General features: G+C 72.1%; 23 protein-coding genes. 10 read left to right on the plus strand and 13 right to left on the minus strand.

Annotation, left to right across the window (positions count from 1 at the left end; all coding sequences use genetic code 11):
• Positions 1 to 11 precede the first annotated feature (11 nt).
• The gene (guaA, locus tag ISP_RS03975) at positions 12 to 1,568 is read left to right on the plus strand and encodes a glutamine-hydrolyzing GMP synthase (RefSeq protein WP_013222695.1); all 1,557 of its coding nucleotides are present in this window, start codon (positions 12 to 14) and stop codon (positions 1,566 to 1,568) included.
• 64 nt (positions 1,569 to 1,632) lie between these two features.
• Here guaA and ISP_RS03980 read toward each other — a convergent pair whose 3' ends face one another.
• From ISP_RS03980 to ISP_RS03995, 4 genes are all read right to left on the minus strand, one after another.
• Positions 1,633 to 1,875 (minus strand): hypothetical protein, encoded by a 243-nt coding sequence (locus ISP_RS03980; RefSeq protein WP_013222696.1) that lies wholly within the window; start codon positions 1,873 to 1,875, stop codon positions 1,633 to 1,635.
• Positions 1,868 to 3,157, minus strand: coding sequence for a PspC domain-containing protein (locus ISP_RS03985; protein WP_013222697.1), 1,290 nt, complete (start codon positions 3,155 to 3,157; stop codon positions 1,868 to 1,870). Before ISP_RS03985 ends, ISP_RS03980 begins: the two co-directional genes overlap by 8 nt.
• An 82-nt stretch (positions 3,158 to 3,239) precedes the next feature.
• Complete coding sequence (locus tag ISP_RS03990; protein ID WP_013222698.1) at positions 3,240 to 3,437, minus strand: SDR family oxidoreductase; 198 nt, start codon at positions 3,435 to 3,437, stop codon at positions 3,240 to 3,242.
• Positions 3,434 to 3,637, minus strand: a complete 204-nt coding sequence (locus ISP_RS03995; protein ID WP_013222699.1) for a 3-ketoacyl-ACP reductase — start codon at positions 3,635 to 3,637, stop codon at positions 3,434 to 3,436. Before ISP_RS03995 ends, ISP_RS03990 begins: the two co-directional genes overlap by 4 nt.
• A gap of 58 nt (positions 3,638 to 3,695) precedes the next feature.
• On the opposite strand from ISP_RS03995, the gene ISP_RS04000 reads away from it, so the two are divergent.
• Both ISP_RS04000 and ISP_RS04005 read left to right on the plus strand, forming a co-directional pair.
• Positions 3,696 to 5,003: an ATP-binding protein gene (locus ISP_RS04000; protein WP_013222700.1), complete on the plus strand. Its 1,308-nt coding sequence runs from the start codon at positions 3,696 to 3,698 to the stop codon at positions 5,001 to 5,003.
• Between the two features lie 7 nt (positions 5,004 to 5,010).
• Positions 5,011 to 5,691: a response regulator gene (locus tag ISP_RS04005; RefSeq protein ID WP_013222701.1), complete on the plus strand. Its 681-nt coding sequence runs from the start codon at positions 5,011 to 5,013 to the stop codon at positions 5,689 to 5,691.
• On the opposite strand, the gene ISP_RS04010 is transcribed toward ISP_RS04005, so the two are convergent.
• Complete coding sequence (locus ISP_RS04010; protein ID WP_013222702.1) at positions 5,688 to 6,593, minus strand: DMT family transporter; 906 nt, start codon at positions 6,591 to 6,593, stop codon at positions 5,688 to 5,690. The two genes, ISP_RS04005 and ISP_RS04010, sit on opposite strands and share 4 nt — an antisense overlap.
• Positions 6,594 to 6,697: 104 nt before the next feature.
• On the opposite strand from ISP_RS04010, the gene ISP_RS04015 reads away from it, so the two are divergent.
• Positions 6,698 to 7,600 carry a LysR family transcriptional regulator gene (locus ISP_RS04015; RefSeq protein WP_013222703.1) on the plus strand — a complete coding sequence of 301 codons (903 nt, stop codon included), beginning with the start codon at positions 6,698 to 6,700 and terminating at the stop codon, positions 7,598 to 7,600.
• Here the strand turns inward: ISP_RS04015 and ISP_RS04020 are convergent.
• From ISP_RS04020 to ISP_RS04050, 7 genes are all read right to left on the minus strand, one after another.
• Positions 7,597 to 8,709 (minus strand): serine/threonine-protein kinase, encoded by a 1,113-nt coding sequence (locus tag ISP_RS04020; protein WP_013222704.1) that lies wholly within the window; start codon positions 8,707 to 8,709, stop codon positions 7,597 to 7,599. The genes ISP_RS04015 and ISP_RS04020 overlap by 4 nt on opposite strands.
• A 13-nt stretch (positions 8,710 to 8,722) precedes the next feature.
• A complete protein-coding gene (locus tag ISP_RS04025) occupies positions 8,723 to 10,342 on the minus strand; it encodes a serine/threonine-protein kinase (protein ID WP_013222705.1) in 1,620 nt (539 codons plus the stop codon).
• A 215-nt stretch (positions 10,343 to 10,557) separates the two neighbouring features.
• Positions 10,558 to 10,971: a hypothetical protein gene (locus ISP_RS04030; RefSeq protein WP_013222706.1), complete on the minus strand. Its 414-nt coding sequence runs from the start codon at positions 10,969 to 10,971 to the stop codon at positions 10,558 to 10,560.
• A 260-nt stretch (positions 10,972 to 11,231) separates the two neighbouring features.
• On the minus strand, positions 11,232 to 12,812 hold the full coding sequence (locus ISP_RS04035) for a hypothetical protein (RefSeq protein ID WP_230468705.1): 1,581 nt from the start codon (positions 12,810 to 12,812) through the stop codon (positions 11,232 to 11,234).
• A 334-nt stretch (positions 12,813 to 13,146) separates the two neighbouring features.
• Positions 13,147 to 13,461, minus strand: coding sequence for a hypothetical protein (locus tag ISP_RS04040; RefSeq protein WP_013222708.1), 315 nt, complete (start codon positions 13,459 to 13,461; stop codon positions 13,147 to 13,149).
• Between the two features lie 64 nt (positions 13,462 to 13,525).
• Complete coding sequence (locus ISP_RS04045; RefSeq protein WP_013222709.1) at positions 13,526 to 13,822, minus strand: chorismate mutase; 297 nt, start codon at positions 13,820 to 13,822, stop codon at positions 13,526 to 13,528.
• A 161-nt stretch (positions 13,823 to 13,983) separates the two neighbouring features.
• Entirely contained in the window at positions 13,984 to 14,409 is a 426-nt protein-coding gene (locus tag ISP_RS04050; protein WP_013222710.1) for a DUF1707 SHOCT-like domain-containing protein, read from the minus strand.
• A gap of 166 nt (positions 14,410 to 14,575) precedes the next feature.
• Here ISP_RS04050 and pcrA point away from each other — a divergent pair, with 166 nt between their 5' ends.
• Positions 14,576 to 16,990 carry a DNA helicase PcrA gene (gene pcrA, locus ISP_RS04055; protein ID WP_013222711.1) on the plus strand — a complete coding sequence of 805 codons (2,415 nt, stop codon included), beginning with the start codon at positions 14,576 to 14,578 and terminating at the stop codon, positions 16,988 to 16,990.
• A 957-nt stretch (positions 16,991 to 17,947) separates the two neighbouring features.
• Here the strand turns inward: pcrA and ISP_RS04060 are convergent.
• Positions 17,948 to 18,628 carry a M23 family metallopeptidase gene (locus tag ISP_RS04060; protein WP_013222712.1) on the minus strand — a complete coding sequence of 227 codons (681 nt, stop codon included), beginning with the start codon at positions 18,626 to 18,628 and terminating at the stop codon, positions 17,948 to 17,950.
• Between the two features lie 929 nt (positions 18,629 to 19,557).
• On the opposite strand from ISP_RS04060, the gene ISP_RS04065 reads away from it, so the two are divergent.
• The 5 genes from ISP_RS04065 to ISP_RS04085 all read left to right on the plus strand — a co-directional run bounded on the left by ISP_RS04065 (position 19,558) and on the right by ISP_RS04085 (position 25,110).
• On the plus strand, positions 19,558 to 21,465 hold the full coding sequence (locus ISP_RS04065) for a hypothetical protein (protein WP_014466597.1): 1,908 nt from the start codon (positions 19,558 to 19,560) through the stop codon (positions 21,463 to 21,465).
• A 70-nt stretch (positions 21,466 to 21,535) separates the two neighbouring features.
• Positions 21,536 to 21,859, plus strand: coding sequence for a hypothetical protein (locus ISP_RS04070; protein WP_014466598.1), 324 nt, complete (start codon positions 21,536 to 21,538; stop codon positions 21,857 to 21,859).
• A 118-nt stretch (positions 21,860 to 21,977) separates the two neighbouring features.
• Positions 21,978 to 23,147: an ADP-forming succinate--CoA ligase subunit beta gene (gene sucC / locus ISP_RS04075; protein ID WP_013222715.1), complete on the plus strand. Its 1,170-nt coding sequence runs from the start codon at positions 21,978 to 21,980 to the stop codon at positions 23,145 to 23,147.
• 1 nt (position 23,148) lies between these two features.
• Positions 23,149 to 24,039 (plus strand): succinate--CoA ligase subunit alpha, encoded by an 891-nt coding sequence (gene sucD, locus ISP_RS04080; protein WP_013222716.1) that lies wholly within the window; start codon positions 23,149 to 23,151, stop codon positions 24,037 to 24,039.
• A 270-nt stretch (positions 24,040 to 24,309) separates the two neighbouring features.
• Positions 24,310 to 25,110, plus strand: coding sequence for a DUF5336 domain-containing protein (locus tag ISP_RS04085; RefSeq protein WP_013222717.1), 801 nt, complete (start codon positions 24,310 to 24,312; stop codon positions 25,108 to 25,110).
• The last annotated feature ends 10 nt before the right edge of the window (positions 25,111 to 25,120 follow it).

The following is a 25,120-nucleotide window of genomic DNA, read 5'->3' on the forward strand; positions in this document are numbered from 1 at the left end:
GAGGTCGCCAGGTGCCCAGTCCCACCGGTCCGGTTCTCGTCGTGGACTTCGGGGCGCAGTACGCGCAGCTGATCGCCCGGCGCGTCCGCGAGGCACAGATCTACTCGGAGGTCGTCCCGCACAGCGCGTCCACCGAAGAGATCCTCGCGAAGAACCCCGCGGCCATCATCCTCTCCGGCGGCCCTTCGAGCGTGTACGCCGAAGGGGCCCCGGGCATGGACCCGAAGCTCACCGAAGCGGGCGTGCCGATGTTCGGCATCTGCTACGGCCACCAGCTGCTGGCCAGTGCGCTCGGCGGGGTCGTCGAGCCGACCGGTGTCCGCGAGTTCGGCCGCACCGAGGTCCGCGTGACCGGGGACGGCGGGGTCCTGCACTCCGGCCTGCCCGCGCACCAGCCCGCCTGGATGAGCCACAACGACAGCGTCACCAAGGCCCCGGAGGGCTCGGTCGTCACGGCGTCTTCGGACGGCGCCGAGGTCGCCGGCTTCGAGGACGTCGAGCGTCGCTTCGCCGGCGTCCAGTACCACCCGGAGGTCGCGCACTCGCCGCACGGCCAGGAGGTGCTGCGCCGGTTCCTGCGCGACATCGCCGGCATCGAGCCGCAGTGGACGACGTCGTCGATCGTCGAGGAGCAGGTCCAGCGGATCAGCGACCAGATCGGCGACGGCCGCGCGATCTGCGGCCTGTCCGGCGGGGTCGACTCCGCCGTCGCGGCCGCGCTGGTCCAGCGCGCCATCGGCGACCGGCTGACGTGCGTGTTCGTCGACCACGGCCTGCTGCGGGCGGGCGAGCGCACCCAGGTCGAGCAGGACTTCGTCTCCGCCACCGGGGTCAACCTGGTCACCATCGACGCCCGGCAGCGCTTCCTCGACGCGCTGGCCGGCGTCACCGACCCGGAGCAGAAGCGCAAGATCATCGGCCGCGAGTTCATCCGCGTGTTCGAGCAGGCCGAGCGCGACCTGAAGGCCCAGGGCGACTACAAGTTCCTGGTCCAGGGCACGCTGTACCCGGACGTCGTCGAGTCCGGTGGCGGCGAGGGCACGGCCAACATCAAGAGCCACCACAACGTCGGCGGCCTGCCGGACGACCTGCAGTTCGAGCTGGTCGAGCCGCTGCGGCTGCTGTTCAAGGACGAGGTCCGCCGGGTCGGCCTGGAGCTGGGGCTGCCGGAGACGATCGTGCAGCGCCAGCCGTTCCCCGGCCCCGGTCTGGGCATCCGGATCATCGGCGCGGTCGACCAGGAGCGCCTCGACACCTTGCGTGCGGCGGACCTGATCGCGCGTGAGGAGCTGACGGCGGCCGGGCTGGACCGCACCATCTGGCAGTGCCCGGTGGTGCTGCTCGCCGACGTCCGCAGCGTCGGCGTCCAGGGCGACGGCCGGACCTACGGGCACCCGGTGGTGCTGCGGCCGGTGTCGTCGGAGGATGCGATGACCGCGGACTGGACGCGCCTGCCCTACGACGTCCTCGAGCGGATTTCCACGCGCATCACCAACGAGGTCGCGGAGGTCAACCGGGTGGTACTGGACGTGACGTCCAAGCCGCCGGGCACCATCGAGTGGGAATGACCTCGCCCTGAACAGGGCTCGAGGCCCCGGCGTGGGATCCGGGGCCTCGAGGGATTTCGGTGGGTCAGCGCCGCCGCTTGCCGCCGAACGACGCGCCGAGCAGCAGCAGCCCCACGAACACCGCGCCGCCGGCGATCACCCAGCGGAAGTCGAACGGCGGCAGCCAGCTGGCGCCGTCGGAGAGGACGTACGCCGACACCAGCAGCGTCGCGACGCCGACGATCAGGGTGAAGACGTTGAGGCCCCCGCGCGGAGCGGGCTCGGTGCCGGTCGTCTCGTCGTAGGCGTAAGGGTTCTGCTCAGCCACGTCGCACCTCCACATTGCCCAAGCTGTTCGACACCTTCAGGGTGATCTGCTGGCCGCCGACGCCGTCGCTGCCGGTGTCCGTCCCGGTCACGGCGTCCTGGCTGACGCCCTCGCTCCGGTGATCGAAGCACGAGACCTCGCCGGCCCCGGTGCGGCAGTCGAAGGTGACGTCGGCGGTCTCCGGCACGATGACCGTGGTGTCGCCCGCGCCGTTGGACACGGTCGTCGTGTACGGCGCGCCGGCCGGCACCCCGGCCAGGTTGATTTCGTACTCGCCCGCGGCGTGCTGGTAGAGCGGCTTCACGGCGGCCACCGACTGCGGTGTCTCGCCGGAGTCGCCGACGCCGCCACGGACGTTGAGGTCGTGGAACGGCGCCGTGGTCAGCACCATCCCGGCGATCGACAGCGGGATCGCCAGGCCGATCAGGCCGCGCCCGCCACCGGTGAAGGCGCCGGTGACCAGGCCGATCCCGACCACGCCGAGCACCAGGCCGATGATGTGCTGCGCGGAGAACCAGCCGGCGCCGTCGAGGCCGGCCAGCACCCCGGCCCCGGCGGTCAGCACGGCGAGCGCGAACGTCACCGAGCCGGCCTTCGACCGGTGCCGCCGCCGCGGCGCCCGGTACGACGGCTGCGGTGGCGTGACGGGCGGCGGCTCCGGGGCGGGCGGGGCGTCGGGCAGGTCCCAGCCGGCCGGGTCGGCGGCCAGGGGATCCCAGCCCCGCGCCGGCGACGGCGCCTCGGCGGTGTCGGTCATGGTGAAGGCTCCGTTTTCGGTGAAGGCCGGGTACGACGTCCGTGCGGCGACCGGCGCGGGGCGGTTCTCGTGGCCGCGGCTGCGGTGCAGCAGGTAGAGCGCGGTGGCGATGAGGGCGAAGCTGATCAGCCCGCCGCCGTCGAACCACGAGCCGCTGAGGAAGCCCCCGGCGCTGACGACGGTGAGGACCATGAGCACGACGGCGAACGCGGGCGACACCGACGACCGGCCGCGCCCGATGAGGCTTTCGAAGCCGGAGACCTCGTCGCTCTCGCCGGGCAGGAACAACCAGCCCAGCAGGTAGAAGGGAACGCCGAAGCCGCCGAAGATCGTCGTGACCACCAAGGCGATCCGCACGACGACGGGATCGACCCCGTACCGCCGCCCGATGGCGGCGGCCACCCCGGCCAGCTTCCGCCCGGAGTGCGGCCGCCGGGGCCGGCTGACCCAGAAGTCCTTGACGGTCTCCTCGAAGCCGTTCAGGGCACCCGGCTTCGGCGACCGGGTTTCGCTCGCACCACTCATACCGAGAAGCATGCGACACCGGCGGCGGCGGGACATCCGGGATGGTCCCTGAGGTTTCCCCGAGGGGAGACGGGGGTCGCGCTCAGCGGCGGAAGCCGCCTTCGGAGCTGATCGTCTGGCCGGTGATCCAGTCCGCGTCGTCCGTCGCCAGGAAGCCCACCAGCTTCGCCGCTTCTTCCGGCGTGCCCCACCGGCCTCGCGGGAACCGGCGCCGCATCGCCTCGTGCACGTCCGGGGGCGCGTAGCCGGTGTCGACCGGGCCGGGGTTGACCGCGTTCACCGCGCCGCCAGCTCCAGCTCCAGCCCCGCGGGCCGGGCGGGATCCGCGCCCCACGGCTGTTCCCGGTCGTGCGGTGCGTAGTGGTGGCGGAAGACGGTGGCGCCGAGCTCGCCCGGCCCTCCGGCGATCGCGTGGCCGATCCCCGCTCGGCGGCTGACTCCGGTGACCAGCGCGACGCGGCCGTCCAGCGATGCAGGCATGATCGGCAGTCTTCCACCGGATCAGGGGTTTCCCCGATGGAACCGCACTCCGGAGCGTGTGACCATGGACGGCGTGCAGGAGTCCCTCGACCACGTCACCGCCGAGCAGGCGATCGCCACCACGGAACCGGCCGCGCCCAAGATGTTCCGGCGCCGGTCGGGGCGGGCCATCGCCGGCGTCGCCGGGGGGCTCGCCGATCACCTCGGCGTGCCGGTCGTCTGGGTGCGGACGGCCTTCGCGCTGCTCGCCGCGCTCAACGGCGCCGGGCTGCTCGCCTACGGCCTCCTCTGGGTGTTCGTCCAGCAGCAGTCCGAAGAAGCCGCGGACGCGCCGACCCCGAAGGAACGCCAGCAGGCGTTCGGGCTGATCGCGCTGGGCGTCGGCCTCGCCGTCGCCAGCGGGACGCTCACCGGGTTCATCAGCGGCTGGGTCGCGGTGCCACTGGCCGTCGCCATGATCGGTGCCGCGGTCGTCTGGCGCGAGGCCGACGAGTCGCAGCGTCGCCGCTGGAAGGTCGGCGCGAAGGACGGCTTCGCCGGGGCGTTCCTCGGCGGGGGCGGCTGGTCGGCCGCCATCCGGATCGTCGCCGGCGTCGCGCTGGTGATCACCGGCATCGGCGTCGTCGTGCTCCGCAGCGGCAGCCTCGACCAGGTCCAGTTCGCGCTCATCGCCGTCATCGCCACCCTGATCGGGGTCGCGGTGCTGACTGTGCCGTTCTGGCTGCGGCTGGTCCGGGACCTCTCCGACGAGCGCAAGGCCCGCATCCGCACCGACGAACGCGCCGAGATCGCCGCCCACCTGCACGACTCGGTGCTGCAGACCCTCGCGCTGATCCAGAAGCAGAGTGAACAGCCCCGCGAGGTCGCGCGGCTGGCCCGCAGCCAGGAGCGCGAGCTGCGCGGCTGGCTCTACGGCCCCAACGGCTACGGCAAGCCCGCCGAGAACGTCGAGGAAGCGGCGACCGGCCAGCTGTCCGAAGCGCTCGCGACGGCGTGCGGCGAGGTCGAGGACACCTTCGCGATCTCGGTCGGCCAGGTCGTCGTCGGCGACGCCGAACTGGACGAATCGCTGGTGGCGCTCGTCCAGGCCGCGCGGGAAGCCATCGTCAACGCGGCCAAGCACGCCGGCGTCGACGAGGTCAGCGTGTACGCCGAGGTCGAGCCGACGTCGGTGACGGTGTTCGTCCGCGACCGCGGCAAGGGCTTCGACCCCGACCTCGTCCCGGACGACCGCCACGGCCTCGCCGACTCGATCCGTGGCCGGATGAGCAGGCACGGCGGCACGTGCAAGGTCCGGACGGCGCCGGGCGAGGGCACCGAAGTGCAGCTCGCCATGCCGGTGAAAGCGGGAAAGGGAGCGGCGTGAGGCGGCTATGCTCGACGACGTGACGGACAACCAGCGTGAACCGGTCAAGGTGTTCCTCGTCGATGACCACGCGCTGTTCCGCGCCGGGGTGCGTACCGAGCTCGACTCGATCACCGACGAGGTCCGCGTGGTCGGCGAGGCCGGGTCGGTCGCCGAAGCGGTGGCCGGTATCGCCCGCACGAAGCCCCAGGTCGTGCTGCTCGACGTCCACATGCCCGACGGCGGCGGCGCCGAAGTGCTGCGCCGCGTCCGCCCGGAGCTGCCGGACGTGGTGTTCCTGGCGCTGTCGGTCTCGGACGCGGCGGAGGACGTCATCGCGGTCATCCGCGCGGGCGCCCGCGGCTACGTGACGAAGACGATCTCGTCGAAGGAACTGGTCCGCGCGGTGGTCCGCGTGTCCGACGGCGACGCGGTGTTCTCGCCGCGGCTGGCCGGCTTCGTCCTCGACGCGTTCGCCGACCGCCCGGGTTCGGCGCCGATCAACGACCCCGAGCTGGACCTGCTGACGCCTCGCGAGCGGGACGTCCTGCGGCTGCTGGCGCGCGGGTACGCGTACAAGGAGATCGCGTCGGAGCTGTTCATCTCGGTGAAGACGGTGGAGACGCACGTGTCGAGCGTCCTGCGGAAGACCCAGCTTTCGAACCGCTACGAGCTCTCCCGCTGGGCCTCCGACCGCCGGCTCGTCTAGACCCGTTCCATGACCGGTGCCGCCGTCGGCGCGCGCTTCGGGAGCCGCGTCAGCGCCACCCCGCCGAGCACGATCACCATGCCCGCGATCACCCGCAGGTGCAGCTGCTCGCCGAGGAACACCGCGCCGAGCAGTACCGAAACCACCGGCAGCAGGTACCCGACCACTGACGCCGCCACCGCGCCCTCGCTGGCCAGCAGCTGGTAGTTCAGGGCGAAGGCGATCCCCGTCGACCCGATGCCCAGCACCAGCACCGCCAGCAGCGGTCCTGCGGAAACGTGCACCGGCGCGAACCCACCCGCCGGCAGCGCCAGGACCAGCATTCCGCTGGCCAGCACCATCTGGCCGGCCGAAGTCGCGTACGGCGACACCGACGGGTCCGACAGGTACTTGCCCTCGTAGACGAACGCGAAGCCGTAGCTCGCCGCCGCCGCGAGGCAGCCCAGCGCACCCCAGCTCAGCAGGCCCGACGCCTGCCACGGCGCGAAGATCAGCAGGATCCCGCCGAGGCCCGCGACCAGGCCGGCCAGCCGCACCCCCGTCATCCGGGACGACGTCCCCATCAGCGGCGCGGCGAGCAGCACCCACAGCGGCGTCGTCGAGTTGAGGACGCCGGTGATGCCCGAGTCGACCGTCGTCTCGCCGATCGCGAACAGCAGGAACGGCAGCGCGTTGTGGAAGAACGCCGCCACCGCCAGGTGCCCCCACGTCCGGCGGTCGCGCGGGAGCCGGGCCCGCTGCAGGCGGCACAGCACCAGCAGCATGGCGGCGCCGAGCAGCAGCCGCGCCAATACCAGCTGAACCGGCGAGAACATCCCCAGCCCCAGCTTGATCCAAAAGAAGCTCGAACCCCACATCAGCGCCAGCGCACCGATCCTGAGCAGGGTCTTCGTCTCGCCCACCCCAGTCCTCCTTCGACAGCCGAGGTCAGCTTCACCCGGACCAGACGTAAGGACAAGCGAAATTAACTGCATGAACACTTAAGCTGATCTGTACGATCGAGGGCATGCTGGACGTCCGCCGCATGCAGGTCCTCCGTGCCGTCATCACCAGCGGGTCGATCACCGCCGCGGCCCGCAACCTGGGCTACACGCCGTCCGCGATCAGCCAGCAGCTGTCCACGCTGGAGCGCGAGGCCGGCACCGAACTGCTCGAACGCGTCGGGCGGGGCGTCCGGCCGACGGCGGCGGGTGCGCTGCTGTGCGAACACGCCGAGACGCTCAGCACCGAGCTCGCCAAGGCCGAGGCGGCGCTGACCGAGCTCAAGGAGGGCCGCACCGGCCGCGTCACCATCCGCTACTTCGCCACGGCCGGTGCGTCGCTGGTCCCGCCCGCCATCGCCGCGGTCCGCCGCGAGCACCCCGGCGTGCGCCTCGACCTCAAGCTCGTCGAGCCGGACGACCCGATGGTCGACGTCGAGGCGGGCCACGCCGACGTCGCCATCACCGTCTTCCCGCGCCGGACGCCGCCCGCCAAGGGGGTCGAGCTGGTGCACCTGCTGGACGACCCGTACCGGGCCGTGCTGCCGAAGACCCACCCGCTGGCCCGCAAGCGCGTGCTCGACCTGACGGACTTCGCCGAGGAAGCCTGGGTCGGCGTCGACGGCCTGCCCGGCATCTGCCGAGACATCCTGGACAGCGCGTGCGCGTCCGCCGGGTTCACCCCGAACGTCGTCGTCGAATCCGAGGACTACCAGACGGCGCAGGGGTTCGTGGCGGCCGGCATCGGCGTCGGCCTGATCCCGGAGCTGGGGCTCGGTGCGCAGCACCCCGGCGTCGTCGTCCGCCGGATCCGCAACCCGGAACCCTTCCGCGCCATCCACGCCGCCGTCGCGTCGCGCGCCTGGGGCCACCCGGCCGTCCGCACGCTGCTGGAAGCCATGCGCGCGGCGACCGCCAAGGTGGCCTAGACGAAGAACAGCTCCGTGACGAGGATGCCGACCAGCACCGCGGCGAGGATCGCGGCCACGGTGACCAGCGTCTTCTTCGACACCGGCAGGTTCCAGGCCTCGGCCTGCTGCGCCGCGGCAGCGGGCGGCGGCGCGTACTGCGTCATCTGCGAAGCCGGCGGGACCGGCGGGATCTGCTGCGTCGCTCCCTGCGCGTAGCCGGGCGGCGGCGTCATCGGGTACTGCGGCTGGAACTGCGGGCCCGACGGCGCCATCGGCGGCCCCTGGGGCGGCATCTGCGGGGCGCCCTGCGTTGCCGGCCAGCCGACGGGCATGGTCGGCATCGCCGGCGCGGTCGGCGGGATGAACGCCGTCTCGCGGCCTTCGGTGATCGCCTTCAGCGAGTGGACGGTGTCCGCCATCGTCGGCCGGGTGGTCGGGTCCGCGCGCAGCATCTTGCGCAGCGCCTCGGTCAGGACGCCCGAGTTCTGCGGCGGGCGTTCGGACGACTGGCCGTCGTCCCCGAACGGCGGCACGCCCTCCACGGACGTGTAGAGCGTCGCGCCGAGGGAGAAGACGTCCGACGCCGGCGTGCCCGGCAGCCCGCGGGCGACCTCGGGCGCCACGTACGCCGGGCTCGGCCCGCCGCCGCTGATGCCGATGTCGGTGAGCTTGACGCCGCCGTCGTCGGCCAGCAGCACCGTGCCCGGCTCGAGGGTGCGGTGCACGAAGCCGGCCCCGTGGATGGCCGCCAGCGCGTTCCCGAGCTGGATGCCCAGCAGTGCCGCCTGGTCGGGGGTGAGCCGGCCGTGCTCGGCGAGGAACGTCGCCATGCTGCGCGACGGGATGTACTCCATCACCAGCCAGACGTCCTGGCCGTCCGGCAGCACGTCGAACACCTTGATCGCGCACGGGTGCTCGATCCGGGCCGCGTCCTTGCCTTCCTGCATGGCGGCGGCCCGCGCTTGCTCGGCGCGCTCACCCGCGCCGACCGGCAGGTACATCCGCTTCATCGCGACGGTGCGGAACAGCCGCGTGTCGAACGCGAGCCACACGATGCCCGCGCGGCCGCGGCCGATCGGCTGGTCCAGCCGGAACCGGCCGCCGACGATGGTGCCTTCAGAACTCAAGACTTACCTCGGGTCACGACGTGGGGGGTGGTGTGGACGTCACCGGCGTGGTAGGCGTCGTTTCCGGAGTCGACTCCGTAGGTGTGGTCGTCTTCGGAGTCGTCTTCGGCGTCGTGGTCACCGGCGTTTCGGTCGCCCGCGAGGTCGTCGCGCGCTTCGTCGACGAGGTCGTCTCCGACGCGGGAGGGGGCACCTCCACCGGGGTGAACGAGTCCTGGGTCGTGGACGGCTCCGACTGCGACGTCGCGACGGGCGACGGCTTGCTGCTGGGCACCGGCGCGGCCGGGGCCTCCGGGTTGTTCGGGCTCAGCAGCCAGACGACGAGCGCGACCAGGCCCACGACCACGATGCCGCCGATGATCGCCGGGCGCTTCCACGCGCCCGGCTTGCCCTCGTCGTCGTCGACCGGGCTCAGCTGGGGCCGGGACCGGGCCGGGGGCGGCTCGGGATCGTCGTCGTAATCGTCGTAGTCGTCCTCGTACCCCTGCTCGTGCGGCGGCACCGGCACGGCGCGGGTCGCGGCCAGCCCGGGCGGCACGCCCCCGGCCGCGTGGTGGTCGTCCTCGGGGTAGTGGCCGTACCCGTCGTAGTCGTCCTCCGGGTAGCCGGTGCCCTCCGGGTAGTCGTCATCGTCGTAGTACGGCACGGCCTGCGTCGGCGCCCCGCCGCCGGCGAGCAGCGTGCCCGAGTGACCCGCGGGGATCTCGTCGAACATCTGCGTCGCGTTCGGGTCGGCGACGGCGGCCGCGCCGAGGACGCCGGCGGACGGCGCCATCATGGTCTCGTCGGCCGGGCCGCCGAGCGGCGTCTCGCCACGGGCGACGGCGGCGAGCAGTTCCTCGCACTCCTCGGCGGTCGGCCGGTGCTCGATTTCCGGGTGCAGCAGCACGGCCAGCACGCTGGCCAGTGGCCCGGACTGGCGCGGCGGGTTGATCTGCCCGGCGGCGACCGCGTGCAGCAGGCTCAGCGTGTTCTCGGACAGCCCGAACGGCGGCTGGCCCTCGCACGCCGCGTAGAGCGTGGAGCCGAGCGAGAAGACGTCGGACTCCGGCCCCGGCTCGCCGCCGATGGCGACCTCGGGGGCCAGGTAGGCGGGAGTGCCGGCGATCATCCCGGTCTTGGTGACCGTGACGTCGTCCTTGGCCCGCGAGATGCCGAAGTCGGTGATCTTCACGGTGCCGTTGGCGCCGAGGAGGATGTTGCCCGGCTTGATGTCGCGGTGCACGATCCCGACCGCGTGCGCCTCGCGCAGTGCCGCGGCGACCTGGGCGCCGATGCGCGCGACCTCGGTCGGCGGCAGCGTGCGGCGCTCCTGCAGCACGGCGGCCAGGCTGGTGGAGTTGAGGTACTCCATGATCAGGCACGGCTGGCCGTTGTCGTCGGTGACGACGTCGAAGACGGAGATCGCGTTGGGGTGGTGCAGCCGGGCCGCGATCCGGCCCTCGCGCATCGTCCGCTGGCGGGCGTCCTCGGCGTCGTGCTCGTCCAGGTGCGGCTGGAGCAGGAGCTGCTTGATGGCCACGGTGCGGCCCAGGACCTCGTCGTGCGCCTGCCAGACGGCCCCCATCGCGCCCGTGCCGATCCGGCCGACGATGCGGTATCGATCGGCGACCAGACGACCCTCGTCGCTCACGCGACCTCCCTTTGGGCTCCGGCTTCACCAGGACGGGCGGATCGGTGCCTGGTGACGCGGCCACGAGCACGCCGCTTCGTTGGAGCGTATGCACATGTCGTGGGCTCTGAACCGGCTTTTCCGAGACCGGTCCGTGACAAGGCTAGGCGCTCACTCTGCGCACACGAATTCGGCACGGGCACTTGAACCAGGGGTGAAGGGGTGGTCGCCGTGGGCTACATGTACTGGGCCGAGACGAGCTCGGCTTCGGTGATCAGCCCGCCGCTGTCGGCGACCCGGAACAGCTGGGTCACGCGCACCAGGGCACCGTCCGGCCGGTGCAGCGTCGCGACAGCGAGGATCGAGCCGTCCGGCTTGATCTGCGTGTCGGCCTCCTGGACGTCGATGGCGTCCATCGCGCTCCAGGTGCGGACCAGCTCGCCGGCCGTCCCCTCGACCAGTGCCGGGCTCAGGAGCGCCAGCGCGCCCGCCGAGTCACGGGCGATCTTGGCGTAGAAGTCCTTGACGGCCTGGATCTTGCGGCTCGCGCTGCGGGCGTCGGCGACGCCGTCCAGGATCTCGGCCGGGATGACGTCCTCGACGCGGACGGCGTGAGGTGACTCACGCCGTGTGCGCTGCCGATCAAGCACGAAAGTCCTCGCTCTGGGTTCCGGGGACGGTCACTCGGCCGTTCGGCCGGGTTTCCGTTGGTCCGGTCGGCCGACTCGTGGCCGGTTTCCGGATTCGCTGTCGTCAGGTAACCCTGTGCGGACGGCGACCACCAGGCTCTGTCGCCGGAATGCCGTCGCCACACGACGAGCGGCAGCTTATGTCACCCACCCGGACCAGGCATAACCGCTCGGCGCACCGCACGTGCATCAGAACGGGCGAACCGCACGTGCAGGATCCGCTACTGACCGTCAGCCGTGATCTTGTCGCCGTCGCCGAAGGTCAAGGTGCGCTCCTCGACGGTCTTGGTCCCGTCGGTGTGGGTGACTTCGACGGTGTTGACCGTGACGCCGCGCTGCTGGTCGATGCTGACCTTCTTGACCTCGAAGTAGGCGATCCCGGCGTACCGGTCGGCGAGCGCCTGCGGCCCCTGGTCGTGCAGGTGGCCGGTGGTCACCGACGACGCCGCGGACGGGTCGGTGGTGACGGTGTTGAAGAACTTCTCCGAGTTGTCCCCCATGGTCTGGGCGTCCGGCGGGAAGGAGTACCACCACGGCGGCTTGACCGGGGTTTCGCGCTGGGCGGGCGTGACCGGCGGCTTCCGCGGGGTCGCGCCCGGCTCGGCCGGGCCGGGCTTCGCCGGGGAGGCGGGGGTGGCGGTGCCGCGGGCGGGCGGGGGAGCCACGCCGTCGACCGGCCCGGCGCCACCGCCGCTCTGGGCCTTCCCGGAGGTGGTTTCCGGCCGCGACGCGGATTCCGGCTCCGGCGCGGAGCCGCCCTGCGTCGGCGGCCGGTGCTCGCCGGTGGGGTCGGCGATCGTCGGCACGCCCTGGTAGCCGGGCCACGCGCCCTGCACGGCCTGGTCCATCGGCGGCTTCCCGACCAGGAAGGAGCCGGCGCAGAGCAGGCCGACGACCACGGCACCGGACGCACCGGTGGCGAACCAGGCGGCCTTCCGCCACGTCTTCGGCGGCGTCACCGACGCGGGAACGGACCCGATCGTGAAGCCGCCCAGGCCGTCGAGGGGAGGGGCGGAGTAGATGCGGACGTCGTCATCGTCGAAGTCCGCACCCCGCGGCTCGGGCGCGACCAGCGAGACGCGGGTGCGCCGGGCGGCCAGGTCGGCACGGCTTTCGGCGGCCGGCGCCTCGTCCGGGCCGGGATCGAGGTCGTCGTCTTCGAAGGCGTCGAGCGGGAGACTGCCGTGCGCGGCCGGAAAGAGCGGCGACGAGGGCCGCCGGTCCCGCGGTTGCGGCAGCGACGGCTGCGGAAGCGGCAGAGACCCGGACACCGGCGGATCGGCCGGCGCGGGTTCGGTGGCGCGGCGCGGGAAAGGGCGGCTGCCGCCCTCCGGCGATCCGGCCGAGGGGTAGTGCGGCAAGGGAAGGAAGCCACCTCCGGGCGGCTCGGCGGGCGCGTAATGCGGCCAGAAACCGGAGTCTTCCGGCGGTTCGGCCGCTCCGCGGTGCCACCGGGGGTGGGAGCCACCTTCGGGCGGCTCGGCCGGCGTGTAGTGCGGCCAGAAACAGGAGTCTCCCGGCGCCTCGGCCGCCCCCCGGTACCGCACGGGAGGCGAGCCACCGTCCGCCGCGTCGGCCACCCCGCGGTACCGCAAGGAATACGAGCCACCCTCCGGCGCCTCACCAGACCCCTGTCGCCGCAACGGAAGCGAGCCCGGCTCGGGCGCCGCTCCGGCCGCGTGGTGGCGCACCGGGCGGTGCTGGGGCAGCGGGGGCGTCCAGCTCTCCGCGCCGCCGCGCCGGTGCCGCCCGGGATGCGCGGCCGCCGCGGCGTGCCCGTGGAACTCCGTGCCTTGGCTCATGTGGGCTCGACCACCCGGCGGTGCGGTCCTGACGCCATCCGGCGGCGAGACGACCCGATCGGAGCACCCTCACGCGCGGAATCCTGTTCGGAATCCTGCGCAAATGCACGCGCACGCGACTGGAGGCGCGCGGGGCCAGTGCCCCCGCGCGTCCCGCGGGCATCGCCCGACCCAGACGCAAGGGTCCTCACGCCGTCAACCCTAGGAGCATCCGGCGGAGAAAGTCGCCCCCAAACCTGCAAGTTGCAGAGGTTTCACTCGGTCGGGCGCGACCGAACGGGCGATGGTGACGCTGTGAAGTTTCACCCAGCGCCATCGGCCCTGATCAGGAGTTTCAGCCTCCCGTGCGGTAACGGTCGCGCGTGGATTGCAGCGCCTTCGTCGCCACCACGCCGCTACCCGCGGCGACGATGATCGCGAAGATGTCCAGCGTCGGTCCCCCGGCCGTGAGCAACCAGGCGAAGAGCGAAGCCGCGGTGGTACCGCCGGCAACGGCCCACCTGCTCTTGACGTACTGCGCCACCGGAGCGCCCCCGGCCCGCTTACCCGCCGCGTTGTTGAGCAACGCCAGATACCCCACATGGCCCAGCGCGGCCAGCACGCTCGCGAGCGCGACGATGACGGCGATGAGGTTAACGAGCCAGTCCATGACCCCAGTCTGCCCGCACCGGGGCCCCCGGTGCCTCGGGGAAGTCCCCGAATTCGGGTAACCGTTACCGGCCGAGCCGCCCGCGGCCCAGGTTCAGCAGCGCCATGGCCAGCTGCCGGCCGTCGGGGCCGAGTTCGCGGTAGCGCGCGAGCACGTCCATCTCGCGGTTGTAGACGATGCGCGTGCCGCCGGCGGCCATCCGCGCGGCCCCGATCGTCTTGGACACCTCGACCCGGCGTTTGACCAGCCGCAGGATCTCCTTGTCCAGCCAGTCGATCTCCTCCCGGAGCGACGCGATGTCGTCGCCCGCGGGAGTGTGCTCGGCGGGCTGGCCGTCGGCGTTCGTCGCGTGTGCGTTCATCGGGACCTCTTCCTTGAAGCCCGGATTCGGCCCCAGGGACGGCGACAGCCCCGGGTCCGTGGACTCCGGGGCTGGCGTGATGGCGGTTCGGGCACTACGCGATCACGGGAGCCGGAGTCCGGGTCCCGTAGAAAAATCGCTTCGCGTGGTGCCGCATGCGGTCAGTATGGCACAGCGGCACGGGGCCGCTGCCGGACCGAGCGCACCCGGGCGTGGACCAAGAGGCTCATCCCGAGCCAGAACACCGGGAACGCCGGCCAGAAGAACCCGGCGCCCAGCACCGCCCACCGGACGACCACCAGCACGGCGATCGCGACCACGACGGCGAGGTGGACGCGCAGCGCGGGATGGCGCCGCAGCGCCTCCCGGGTCAGCGGGAAGCCGGGCGACGGCGGCGCGGGCCGCGGCAGGTCGGTGGTGAGCGCGGCGAGTTCGTCGGTGAACCGCGCGGAGTAGACGCGGCTGAGGCGTTCTTCGACCTCGTCGAGGGTGAGCCGGCCTTCGGCACCGGCGGTCTGGACGGTGGTGGCGACGCGTTCACGATCGGCGTCGGCGGCCCGGATGCGGGCGGAGCTGGTGTCTTCCATGTCGCCGATGCTCCGCGCGTGGAACCCGCGGCGCGTCGGGTGGCAGGCGACATCCGGAGCTACGCCCACCGCCGTAGCCGCTCGCGCCGACCGGGCGTCCGCCCGCCCGACCCGCCTCGGCACGCTGTGCCGCACTCCCACCCACCCGGGGTAGCGTGGACGCACGATGGACACCCTCTTCGATCTCCCCGCCGCGACCCCTGTGCGCAAGCCCGCCGCCGGCGGGCAGGCCGAGCTGCTCGACGACCTCAACCCCGCCCAGCGCGAAGCGGTCACCCACGCCGGTGGCCCGCTGCTGGTGGTGGCGGGCGCGGGTTCGGGCAAGACCCGGGTGCTGACCCGCCGGATCGCCTACCTGCTCGGGCAACGCCGGGTGCACCCCGGCGAAATCATGGCGATCACGTTCACCAACAAGGCCGCCGCCGAAATGCGCGAGCGCGTCGCCGCGCTCGTCGGGCGCCGCGCGAACGCGATGTGGGTGTCGACGTTCCACTCCATGTGCGTGCGGATCCTGCGCCGCGAGGCCAAGGTCCTGGACATGTCGTCGAGCTTCTCCATCTACGACTCCGACGACACCAAGCGGCTGATCACCCTGGTGGCGCGGGACCTCGACATCGACCCGAAGCGCTACGCCGCCCGCACGCTCGCCGTGCACATCTCGAACCTGAAGAACGAGCTCACCGACCCGGAGACCGCGGCGGCGAACGCGGGCAACGACCTCGAGCGCCGCGTCGCCGAGGTCTACGGCGAATACCAGCGGCGGCTGAACCAGGCCAACGCCTTCGACTTCGACGACCTCATCATGCGCACGGTCTCGCTGCTGCAGACGTTCCCGGACGTCGCCGAGTACTACCGGCGGCGCTTCCGCCACGTGCTGGTCGACGAGTACCAGGACACGAACCACGCGCAGTACACCCTGGTCCGCGAGCTGGCCGGGACCGCGCCGAACGAAGCGGGCGTCGAGCCGGCCGAGCTGGTCGTCGTCGGTGACGCAGACCAGTCGATCTACGCCTTCCGCGGCGCGACGATCCGCAACATCGAGGAGTTCGAGCGGGACTTCCCGAACGCGCACACCATCCTGCTGGAGCAGAACTACCGCTCCACGCAGACGATCCTGAACGCGGCCAACGCCGTGATCGAGCGGAACCCGAACCGGCGGGCCAAGCGGCTGTGGACGGATTCGGGCGACGGCGAGAAGATCGTCGGCTACGTCGCGGACAACGACCACGACGAAGCAGCGTTCGTCGCGGGCGAAATCGACGCGCTGGCGGAGAAGGGCGAAGCCGACTACTCCGACGTCGCCGTCTTCTACCGCACCAACAACCAGTCCCGCGTCTTCGAAGAGATCTTCATCCGGCTCGGCCTGCCGTACAAGGTCGTCGGCGGCGTGCGGTTCTACGAGCGCCGCGAGGTCCGCGACATGATCGCGTACCTGCGCGTGCTGGCGAACCCCGAGGACACGGTCAGCCTGCGGCGCGTGCTGAACGTGCCCAAGCGCGGCATCGGCGACCGCGCGGAGGCCGTCGTGGCGACGCACGCCGAGCGCGAGCGGATCTCCTTCGCCCAGGCGCTGCGGGACGCCGTCGAGGGCAAGGTGCCGCTGCTGAACCCGCGCTCGGTCAAGGCGATCGGCGGGTTCGTGGCCATGCTCGACGAGCTCGGGATGCTGGTGGCGGACGGCGCCGAGGTGCACGACGTCCTGGAAGCGGTGCTGGACAAGACCGGTTACCGCATCGAGCTCGAGGAGTCGGAAGACCCGCAGGACCACACGCGCGTGGAAAACCTCGACGAGCTCGTCACCGTCGCGCGGGAGTTCACCGAGATCACCGCCGAGGTCGCCGCGGACGAGAACGCCGAGCCGGTCGTCGAGGACGGCGTCCCGGCGCCGGGCTCGCTGCCGGCGTTCCTCGAACGCGTTTCGCTGGTCGCGGACGCCGACTCGGTGCCTTCGCCCGACGGCGGCGAGGAAGGCGACGGCGGCGCGGGCGTGGTCACGCTGATGACCGTGCACACCGCGAAGGGCCTGGAGTACCCCGTGGTGTTCTGCACCGGCTGGGAGGACGGCGTCTTCCCGCACATGCGGGCGCTGGGCGACCCGGCGGAGCTGGCCGAGGAGCGACGGCTGGCGTACGTCGCGATCACCCGCGCCAGGAAGCGGTTGTACGTCTCGCGCGCGATCACGCGCTCGGCGTGGGGCCAGCCGTCGATGAACCCGGCTTCGCGGTTCCTCGACGAGCTGCCGCCGGACCTGGTCGACTGGCGGCGGCTGGAGCCGTCCAGCAGCGGCTTCGGCTCCTTCGGTTCCGGTTCGCGCGGCACCCCGCGGGCGGCGACCACCTGGGGCGGCCGGCGGTCTTCTTCGCCGTCTTCGTCGGGCACGCCGTCGTTCGGCAAGGGCTGGAAGGACACGGTGGCGCTGAAGCTGGACGTCGGCGACCGCGTCAGCCACGACAAGTACGGCCTCGGCACGGTGATCTCCTGCGACGGCGTCGGCCCGCGGGCCACGGCCACGATCGACTTCGGCGCGGCGGGCAAGGTCCGCCTGATGCTGATCGGCAGCGTGCCGATGGTGAAGCTCTAGCTGTAGCGCCACCCGTCCGAGTGAATCCGGCGGCGATCACTTCGATCGCCGCCGGAATCGTCGTACCCACCCGGTAGAACTGACCCTGCGATCGAACAAAGGTTCGACGGAGGGGGTAAAGTGGTGTGGACGCGGTGCTGTTTGGGCTGTTGGCCGAGGGGGTACAAAAATACCTGCGAGGAGTCCTGGGGTCGACGGTTCCGGATCGGGGTCGGGAGCCTTCGGGGGCTTCGGGAATTCCTTCGCGTGCGGGAGCGGAGGCGTGCCGGCTGGCCGCCGCCTGGCGAGCGCTGCTCAGGCAGCACGAGCTCGGTGCGGACGGGCGTTGTGTCACCTGCGGCCGGGGACGCCGCTGGACGACCAGAGCCCGGAGTGCCGCGCGTGTCCGCTCCGCGGGGGGCGCAAGGGGAGCTGTGCCCTGGGGCTGGTTGCCGGTCCGGCAGCCGGCGGAGCTGTGCACGGTGTGGCAGGTCGCGGTGGCGTACTTCATCCGCCGGTTACCGGGCGGGCAGCGGTAGCCCGTTGCGGGCGCTGAGGCGGCTGTGGGCGGCCTGGATCCGCTTTCCCGTGACATCGGACGCCGGCGGGGATCCGCTGCGGCCTGGGGAGTTTCCGCTGCCGGGGGCGATCGGCCTCAAGATCGACGCGTGCGAACTTCGTCCGGAAAGCCCGGTCGGGTCGGGCGCGGTGACCTGGCCGGATCCGCTCGATGGTGTCCGGCGGCCTGCGCCGGGGAGCGAAGACGTACCCGATCCGGGTGTTTGTGTTTGGCCCGCAGTGGCCAACCTTGATCTTGTGACCGGTTTCAGCGTACGAGCGGCTCGGCGGAGCGCGTGTGTCCAGCGCCCTTCGCCTGCTGCTGCCCGCGGTGTCCCGGCCGGAGCGGGTGGTCGCTCTACGGCCGGGTTACCGCTGTCGTACGTGCTGGTGCCTGCTCCCGTGCCGGGAGCGAACGGATCAGAGAACGATGCCGCGCGCGGCGAGCCAGGGCCGCGGGTCGATCTTCTTGGTGCCGTTCTGCCACACCTCGAAGTGCAGGTGCGGGCCGGTGCTCTGGCCGCGGTTGCCGATCTCGGCGATCTGCTGGCCGCACTTGACCTTCTGGCCCTCCTTGACGGAGAAGCTGTTCATGTGGCCGTAGACCTGGATCGTGCCGTCGTCGAGCTGCACCCGCACCCAGAGACCGAAGCCGCTGGCGGGGCCGGCCTCGATCACGGTGCCGTCGGAGGCGGCGTAGATCGGGGTGCCGATGGCGTTGGCGATGTCGATGCCGAGGTGGCTCGTGCCCCACCGGGCACCGAAGCCCGAGGTGAAGGTGCCGTGCGCGGGCAGGCAGGTCTTGGGGCGGGAGGCTTCTTCGGCGGCCTTCTTGGCGGCGTCGGCTTCGCGCTGCTCACGAGCCTGCGTGACAGAAGCGCTGTCAGCGAGCTTCGCGGCTTCGGCGGAGGCGTCGACGGTGTGGCCGGTGGGCAGGAGTTCCGGAGCGCCCCCGGAGCCCGCACCTCCCGCGGTCAGCGAAGCGCTGGCGTCCTGGCTGTTGGCCAGGGGGGTGAAGGCGGCGTCGGAGTCGGTGACTGTCTTGAGGGTCGAGCCCGCAGCAGCAGCGGCGAACGCACCAGCCGCAACAGCGGCAACCACGACACGGCCGCGGAGGGCCGAAGAGGGCGGGGCGATGCGGTGCGCACCCCGGACACGAACGACCGCACCTTCCAGTGCGTCCTTCAATGCCGGGGAAGGAGCTTGGCCGCCGGGGGAGCGGTGTGAAGCCAAGACAGGGCCTTCCATCGTCGGGGAGCCGGGTCGAGGACTGTGGGCGGGGGAACCCGGTGAGCCAACCTCGGGGGTGGTTTGCTCGTCGTCCTACTTCGTGACCTGACTGTAATGGGGACCCCGGGACAGTAACGAAGGGGTACCGCTGTCGGCAAGACGTGCCCCCGCTGTCGGCCGATCGGGTGGAACCGGCACGCGGCTCACCTGTGTAAATCACCCAAAGTTAGAGGGGGTTTACGGCGTTCGGTGTGACTTGCCTTACAGGCTTGACGGGTGGTGAAGGTCCGCCAAAAGGCCCAACGGGGCCTCCTTGCGCCTCCTGAAGGCTCCGAAGGCCGGAATAACGAAGTGCGGAGGAGGGTTGAAGCGCATCCGACGACTCGCGCCCCGCCACGGCTCCCGGGCGGCGCGAACTTGCTAGCGTCGCGGGCAATATGCCCCCACGCGCAGAGCCTCCCACCGGAAGCACCCCCGGCCCCCGCCAAGAGCCCGAGGCACGAGGTCCGGCGAACGCGGCCCCGAGCCCGCCCCCCGCCCGCCAAGAGCCTGCGCAGAGCCCGGCCTCCACGGCCCGGAGCGCACCGGGTTCGAACGAGCCAACGCGCCCCGTCCCGGCCGCGGGCGCACCCGGCGGTACCGCTTCGGCGGGCGGCTCGGCCGCCGCCGCCCAGTCCGGTGAGCCAACGCGGCCCGTTCCAGCTGCGGGAGGCAGCCCAATTGCGCCCGGAGTTTCCGCCGACGCGGCCAAGTCCGGCGAGCCGACCCGGCCCGTGCCTGCCGCCGGCATCGCTTCCGGAGTGCAGGCCAAGGCCGCAGGCAGTTCCCCCCAGCCCGCATCGACCGGCCGAGCTGCCCGGACACCCGGCAACCCCTCGCAACCAAAGTCCACCGCCGGGCGCACGCCCGGCAAGCCCAAACCCTCAGCTGCCAACGAGAGCGAGCCCTGGGCCGACGACACGGAAACCCGCCCCTCACGCGCCCTGAAAACCGCCCTCGTCCTGGCCGCCCTAGGAGCCGTTGCCCTCGCCGCCGCCGGATTTGTTCCCGTCTCGCCCGCCGCCGGGCCCGGGTTCACCAGCTGGCCTTGGCTTGCCCTGCTCGCTCTCGCTCCCGCCGTCGCCGCGATCCGGTTTGCCGCCGCGGGGAAACCCGGCCTCGGTGGCGGCCTCGTCCTCGGCCTCGCCGCCCTCGCTCCCGGGCGGCTGGTCCTCGACCTGCAGTTCGCCGTCAACGGCCCGCTCACCATCCGGCCCGAGCTCTACCTGCCCGACCGGTTTCTCGACAGCTCCGCCGTCGGCGGCGGGTTCTGGCTGCTCGTCGCCGGGCACGTCCTGACCGCGGCCGCCGGGGTCGTCGCCTGGCGGGCCCTCCGGAACCACGACGAACCCGAACGGCGGCGGTGGCGGCTGCTCGTCCCGCTGCTCGCCGTCGTCGCCGGGGCCGGGCTGCTCACCGCACCCGTCCACTCCGACAACGGCTTCCTGCTCGCCCGCGCCGCCTTCGAAGGCCCCTGGCCCGCGCTCGGCGGCTACCTCCTGATCGCCGCCGCCCTGCCGCTGGCCGCCGCGCTCGCCCTCGCCGCTCCGGCCGAGCACGTCGCCCGGGGTGCTCTCGCCGGGCTGGCCGCCGCCGCCTTCGGGGTGGCCGCGCCGCCCGTTCTCGCCGGGCTCTTCCGAGACGATCTGCACGTCACCTGGGGACCTGCGCTCGCGCTCGTCGCGACGGCCATCGTCGCGGGCCTCGCGGGCACGCGGTTGACCGAGCGCACCGGAAAGACCGAAACCGACCTCGCCGGCAGCGCGAAGCTTCCCGGCCTCTTCTGGTGGCGGCTCACCACCGGCCTGCTCGGTCTCGCCACCGCCATCGCCGCGCTCATCGGCGCCTTCGCCCCGCAGGTCGCCGTCACCGCGCTGAACCCGGGCGCCACCACGCCGGTCAGCGCCGCCGCCGACAGTCCCGCGCGCTGGTTCCTCCTCGTCGCCGCGCTCGTGCTCGCCGTCCCCGCCGCCGGCGTGCTCGTCCCGAAGACCGCCGCCGTCGCGCGGCCCGTGCTCGGGGTCGCCTGGGCCGGGATCGTGCTGGCCGGCACGGCCGTCCTCAACACCGCGCTGACCGCCACCCAGGCCGGCAACCTCGCCGGCTTCGGGGGCGCGGCCGCCCCCGTCTTCAGCTACGACCTCGGGGCCGGCGCCGCCTGGACGTTCGCCGCGCTCGTGCTCGCCGCCCTGGCCGCGCTCGCCGCCGCGGGCACCGGTGTCGTCGAACGCGAAGACGCCGGCGACGCCACCGAGCCGGACCACAAGAACCTCGCCCCCGTCGCGGCCGGTGCGGTCCTGGCCGTCGCCGCGTTCGGGCTGCCCGTCTTCGCCGTTCCCGGCTACGTCGCCGCCGGCCTCTGGTCCCACCTCGACACGCCGTCGTGGGGCCTGCTGACCGCCGCCGCGGTCGTCGTCGGCGCCACCGCGCTCGCGACACGGTCCCGGCCGAAGCCGGCGGCCGCGCTGCTCGTCGGCGCCGCCCTGCTGACCGCGCTGCACGCCGCGGAGCTGCCGCTCGTCGGCGGCACGCTCGGCGGGGCGAGCCCGGCCGCCGGGTTCTGGGTCGCGCTCGCCGCCACGGCCGCGTTGCTCGCCGCCGCCGGCATGTCGGCCGCCGGCAAGTCCGCCGGCGACAGGTCCGCCGCCGGGGAACGCCGTGCGCCGTGACCGCCGTGGGTCGGCGAACGCCGTCCGCCATGACCGCCATGCGCCGTGACCGCCATGCGCCGTGACCGCCATGCGCCGTGACCGGCTGCGGGTGCTGCTCGTCGAGTTCACCCGCCCCGACCCGGCCGCCGTCGCGCTGGGCCGTCTGCTGCGCGACGACGGCGTGGAGGTCGTCCACGCCGGGCCCGTGGTCACCGTCGAACAGATCGTCCGCACCGCCGAACAAGAAGACCCGGACGCGGTCGGCGTGCTCGGTGCCGCTCCGCCCGAAGACCTCGAGGACGCGCTCGGGGGTGTCCCCGTCTTCACCGCCGAGACCGCCTCGGAGGTGGTGAAACGGCTCGCCGGTGGGCGGTCTCACACCGGTGAAGCACCGTCTGACCGCGTACGGTGACCGACTTCACCAGGTGCGGAGTCCCCTGCGTCTGCGCAGGTCGCTAACCTCGACTGGTCCGACAGCGCGGTCCGGTCGCGGACCACCTGCAGTGGCGTGTCGTCAGGAGACTGGAGTAGTGGACCTCTACGAGTACCAGGCGAGGGATCTCTTCGCCGCCCACGGAGTACCGGTTCTGCCGGGCTCGGTGGCTAGCACCCCCGAAGAAGCCAAGGCCGCCGCGGAGCACATCGGTAACCAGGTCGTCGTCAAGGCGCAGGTGAAGGTCGGCGGCCGTGGGAAGGCGGGCGGCGTCAAGCTGGCCCAGACCCCGGACGAGGCGAAGGAGAAGGCGGAAGCCATCCTCGGCCTCGACATCAAGGGTCACATCACGCGTCGCGTGCTCGTGGCCGAAGCCTCGGACATCGCGTCCGAGTACTACTTCTCCTTCCTGCTGGACCGGTCCAACCGGACCTTCCTGGCGATGGCGTCCTCCGAGGGCGGCATGGAGATCGAGCAGCTCGCCGTCGAGCGCCCCGAGGCGCTCGCCAAGATCCCGGTCGACTCGATCACCGGTGTCGACAAGGCGAAGGCGCTCGAGATCCTGAAGGCCGGCAACTTCCCGGCCGACATCATCGACGAAGCCGCCGACGTCGTGGTGAAGCTCTGGGAGACCTTCGTCTCCGAGGACGCCACCCTGGTCGAGGTCAACCCGCTGGTCCGTGACCCGCAGGACAAGATCATCGCCCTCGACGGCAAGGTCACCCTCGACGAGAACGCGGACTTCCGCCAGCCGGGCCACGAGGCCCTGGTGGACAAGGACGCGGAGAACCCGCTCGAGGCGAAGGCCAAGGCCAAGAACCTCAACTACGTCAAGCTCGACGGCCAGGTCGGCATCATCGGCAACGGCGCGGGCCTCGTGATGTCCACTTTGGACGTCGTGGCGTACGCGGGCGAGAAGCACGGCGGCGTGAAGCCGGCGAACTTCCTCGACATCGGCGGCGGCGCGTCGGCCGAGGTCATGGCGGCCGGGCTGGACGTCATCCTCAACGACACCGACGTGAAGAGCGTCTTCGTCAACGTCTTCGGCGGCATCACCGCCTGCGACGCGGTGGCGAACGGCATCGTCGAGGCCCTGAAGATCCTGGGCGACGAGGCCACCAAGCCGCTGGTCGTCCGCCTGGACGGCAACAACGTCGTCGAGGGTCGCCAGATCCTCGCGGACGCGAACCACCCGCTGGTCACCGTGGTGGACACAATGGACAACGCGGCCGACAAGGCTGCCGAGCTCGCCGCGGCAGGTGCGTGAGATGTCGATCTTCCTGAACGAAAACAGCAAGGTCATCGTCCAGGGGCTCACCGGCTCCGAGGGCATGAAGCACGCCACCAAGATGCTGAAGTCCGGCACGAACATCGTGGGCGGCGTCAACGCCCGCAAGGCCGGCCAGACCGTCACCATCGAGGGCAAAGACCTCAAGGTCTTCGGCACCGTCGAAGAGGCGATCAAGGAGACCGGCGCCGACGTGTCGGTCATCTTCGTGCCGCCGAAGTTCGCCAAGGACGCGGTCCTCGAGGCGATCGACGCCGAGATCCCGCTGGCCGTGGTGATCACCGAGGGCATCCCGGTGCACGACTCGGCCTACTTCTGGGCCCACGCCGTCGCGAAGGGCAACACGACCCGGATCATCGGCCCGAACTGCCCCGGCGTGATCAGCCCGGGCAAGTCGAACGCCGGCATCATCCCGGCCGACATCACCGGCCCCGGCAACATCGGCCTCGTGTCGAAGTCCGGCACGCTGACCTACCAGATGATGTACGAGCTGCGGGACATCGGTTTCTCGACGGCGGTCGGCATCGGCGGTGACCCGATCATCGGCACCACGCACATCGACGCCCTCGAGGCGTTCGAGGCGGACCCCGAGACCAAGGTCATCGTGATGATCGGCGAGATCGGCGGCGACGCCGAAGAGCGCGCCGCGGCCTACATCAAGGCGAACGTGACCAAGCCGGTCGTCGGCTACGTCGCGGGCTTCACCGCGCCCGAGGGCAAGACCATGGGCCACGCCGGCGCCATCGTGTCGGGCTCCTCCGGCACGGCCGCCGCGAAGAAGGAGGCCCTCGAGGCCGCCGGCGTCAGGGTCGGCAAGACCCCGAGCGAGACCGCCGTCCTCGCGCGTGAGCTGTACAACAACCTGGGCTGACCGCCGTGTTGTCCCGGGGGCAAGCCCCCGGGGCCGGGGGCCCGCCCCCGGACCCCCGGTGAAAACGGGGACGTAACGCCTGGTGAGGCCGGGCACCCGAACGGGTGCCCGGCCTTTCCGCGTTCCGGCAGGAAACCGCGCGGCGGATTCACACGTCTGGTGGGCTGGCGGCCGCGGAGTGCGCTAGCGTTCTGCGCACACTAGCCGCCTCGTCTTCTTCCGGGCGCCCGCGCGCCCGGAGTGCCGGTGGAACCGACAGGAGTGCATCCGATGACCTTCCCCAGCGGTGGGCCCGGCTACCCCCAGCAGGGTGGCGGCCAGCAGCCCCCCGGACCGCCGTCCAGTAGCTTCCCGTCGCAGCAGCAGCAACAACAACAGGCGCCGCCTTCGCACCAGGCGCCCTCCGGCGGGACGGGCCTGCCCCAGAACCTGCCGCTGCTGCTGGCCCTGGTCGTCGCCGGCCTCGGCCTCGTGCAGTACTTCCTCGGCTTCTCCGACAACGGTGAAGTCGGCCTCGGCGGGACGTTCCTGCTCGGCGGTGGCCTGCTCGCCGCGCTGCACGCGCTGCCCAAGGGCCCGAGGACGCTGCCGTTCGCGGCGCTGTTCAGCGTCCTCGGCGCACTCGAGGTCCTGGACACCCTCGTCGGGCTGCAGACCTCGCCCGGCATCGTCACCGTCATCCTGATCCTGGGGATCCTGCAGATGCTCGTCGCGGTCGGGGCGCTGCTGATCGCGCACGACGTCATCAAGCCGCCGTCGCCGAAGCCCGCCGCGCCGTCCTACGGCGGCCAGTACGGCCAGCCGGGCCAGCAGCAGTACGGCGGCCAGTCGGGTCAGCCCGGTCAGCAGTTCGGCCAGCCGGGCCACGGGTCGGGCCCGGTCGCCCCCACCGGGGAGCCGTCGGCGCCGTTCTCGCAGCCGGGCCAGTACGGCTCGCCGAACCCGCCGTCGACCACCCCGCCGCCGGGGCAGCAGGCCACGACCTACGCCCCGCAGCAGGGCCAGTTCTTCCAGCAGCCGCCGCCGGAGAACCCGGGCACGCCGCCCGGTGGCTTCGGCAAGTCGAACTGACGCCGCCCCG

This window comes from Amycolatopsis mediterranei (assembly GCF_026017845.1).
Classification (GTDB): domain Bacteria; phylum Actinomycetota; class Actinomycetes; order Mycobacteriales; family Pseudonocardiaceae; genus Amycolatopsis; species Amycolatopsis mediterranei.

Bases quoted from the DNA above. Each gene is read 5' to 3' on its own strand.
- ISP_RS03985 (WP_013222697.1), bottom strand. From the start codon at position 3,157: ATGAGTGGTGCGAGCGAAACCCGGTCGCCGAAGCCGGGTGCCCTGAAC.
- ISP_RS03995 (WP_013222699.1), bottom strand. From the start codon at position 3,637: ATGCCTGCATCGCTGGACGGCCGCGTCGCGCTGGTCACCGGAGTCAGC.
- ISP_RS04005 (WP_013222701.1), top strand. From the start codon at position 5,011: ATGCTCGACGACGTGACGGACAACCAGCGTGAACCGGTCAAGGTGTTC.
- ISP_RS04015 (WP_013222703.1), top strand. From the start codon at position 6,698: ATGCTGGACGTCCGCCGCATGCAGGTCCTCCGTGCCGTCATCACCAGC.
- ISP_RS04035 (WP_230468705.1), bottom strand. From the start codon at position 12,812: ATGAGCCAAGGCACGGAGTTCCACGGGCACGCCGCGGCGGCCGCGCAT.
- ISP_RS04040 (WP_013222708.1), bottom strand. From the start codon at position 13,461: ATGGACTGGCTCGTTAACCTCATCGCCGTCATCGTCGCGCTCGCGAGC.
- ISP_RS04045 (WP_013222709.1), bottom strand. From the start codon at position 13,822: ATGAACGCACACGCGACGAACGCCGACGGCCAGCCCGCCGAGCACACT.
- ISP_RS04050 (WP_013222710.1), bottom strand. From the start codon at position 14,409: ATGGAAGACACCAGCTCCGCCCGCATCCGGGCCGCCGACGCCGATCGT.
- pcrA (WP_013222711.1), top strand. From the start codon at position 14,576: ATGGACACCCTCTTCGATCTCCCCGCCGCGACCCCTGTGCGCAAGCCC.
- ISP_RS04070 (WP_014466598.1), top strand. From the start codon at position 21,536: ATGCGCCGTGACCGGCTGCGGGTGCTGCTCGTCGAGTTCACCCGCCCC.
- sucD (WP_013222716.1), top strand. From the start codon at position 23,149: ATGTCGATCTTCCTGAACGAAAACAGCAAGGTCATCGTCCAGGGGCTC.
- ISP_RS04085 (WP_013222717.1), top strand. From the start codon at position 24,310: ATGACCTTCCCCAGCGGTGGGCCCGGCTACCCCCAGCAGGGTGGCGGC.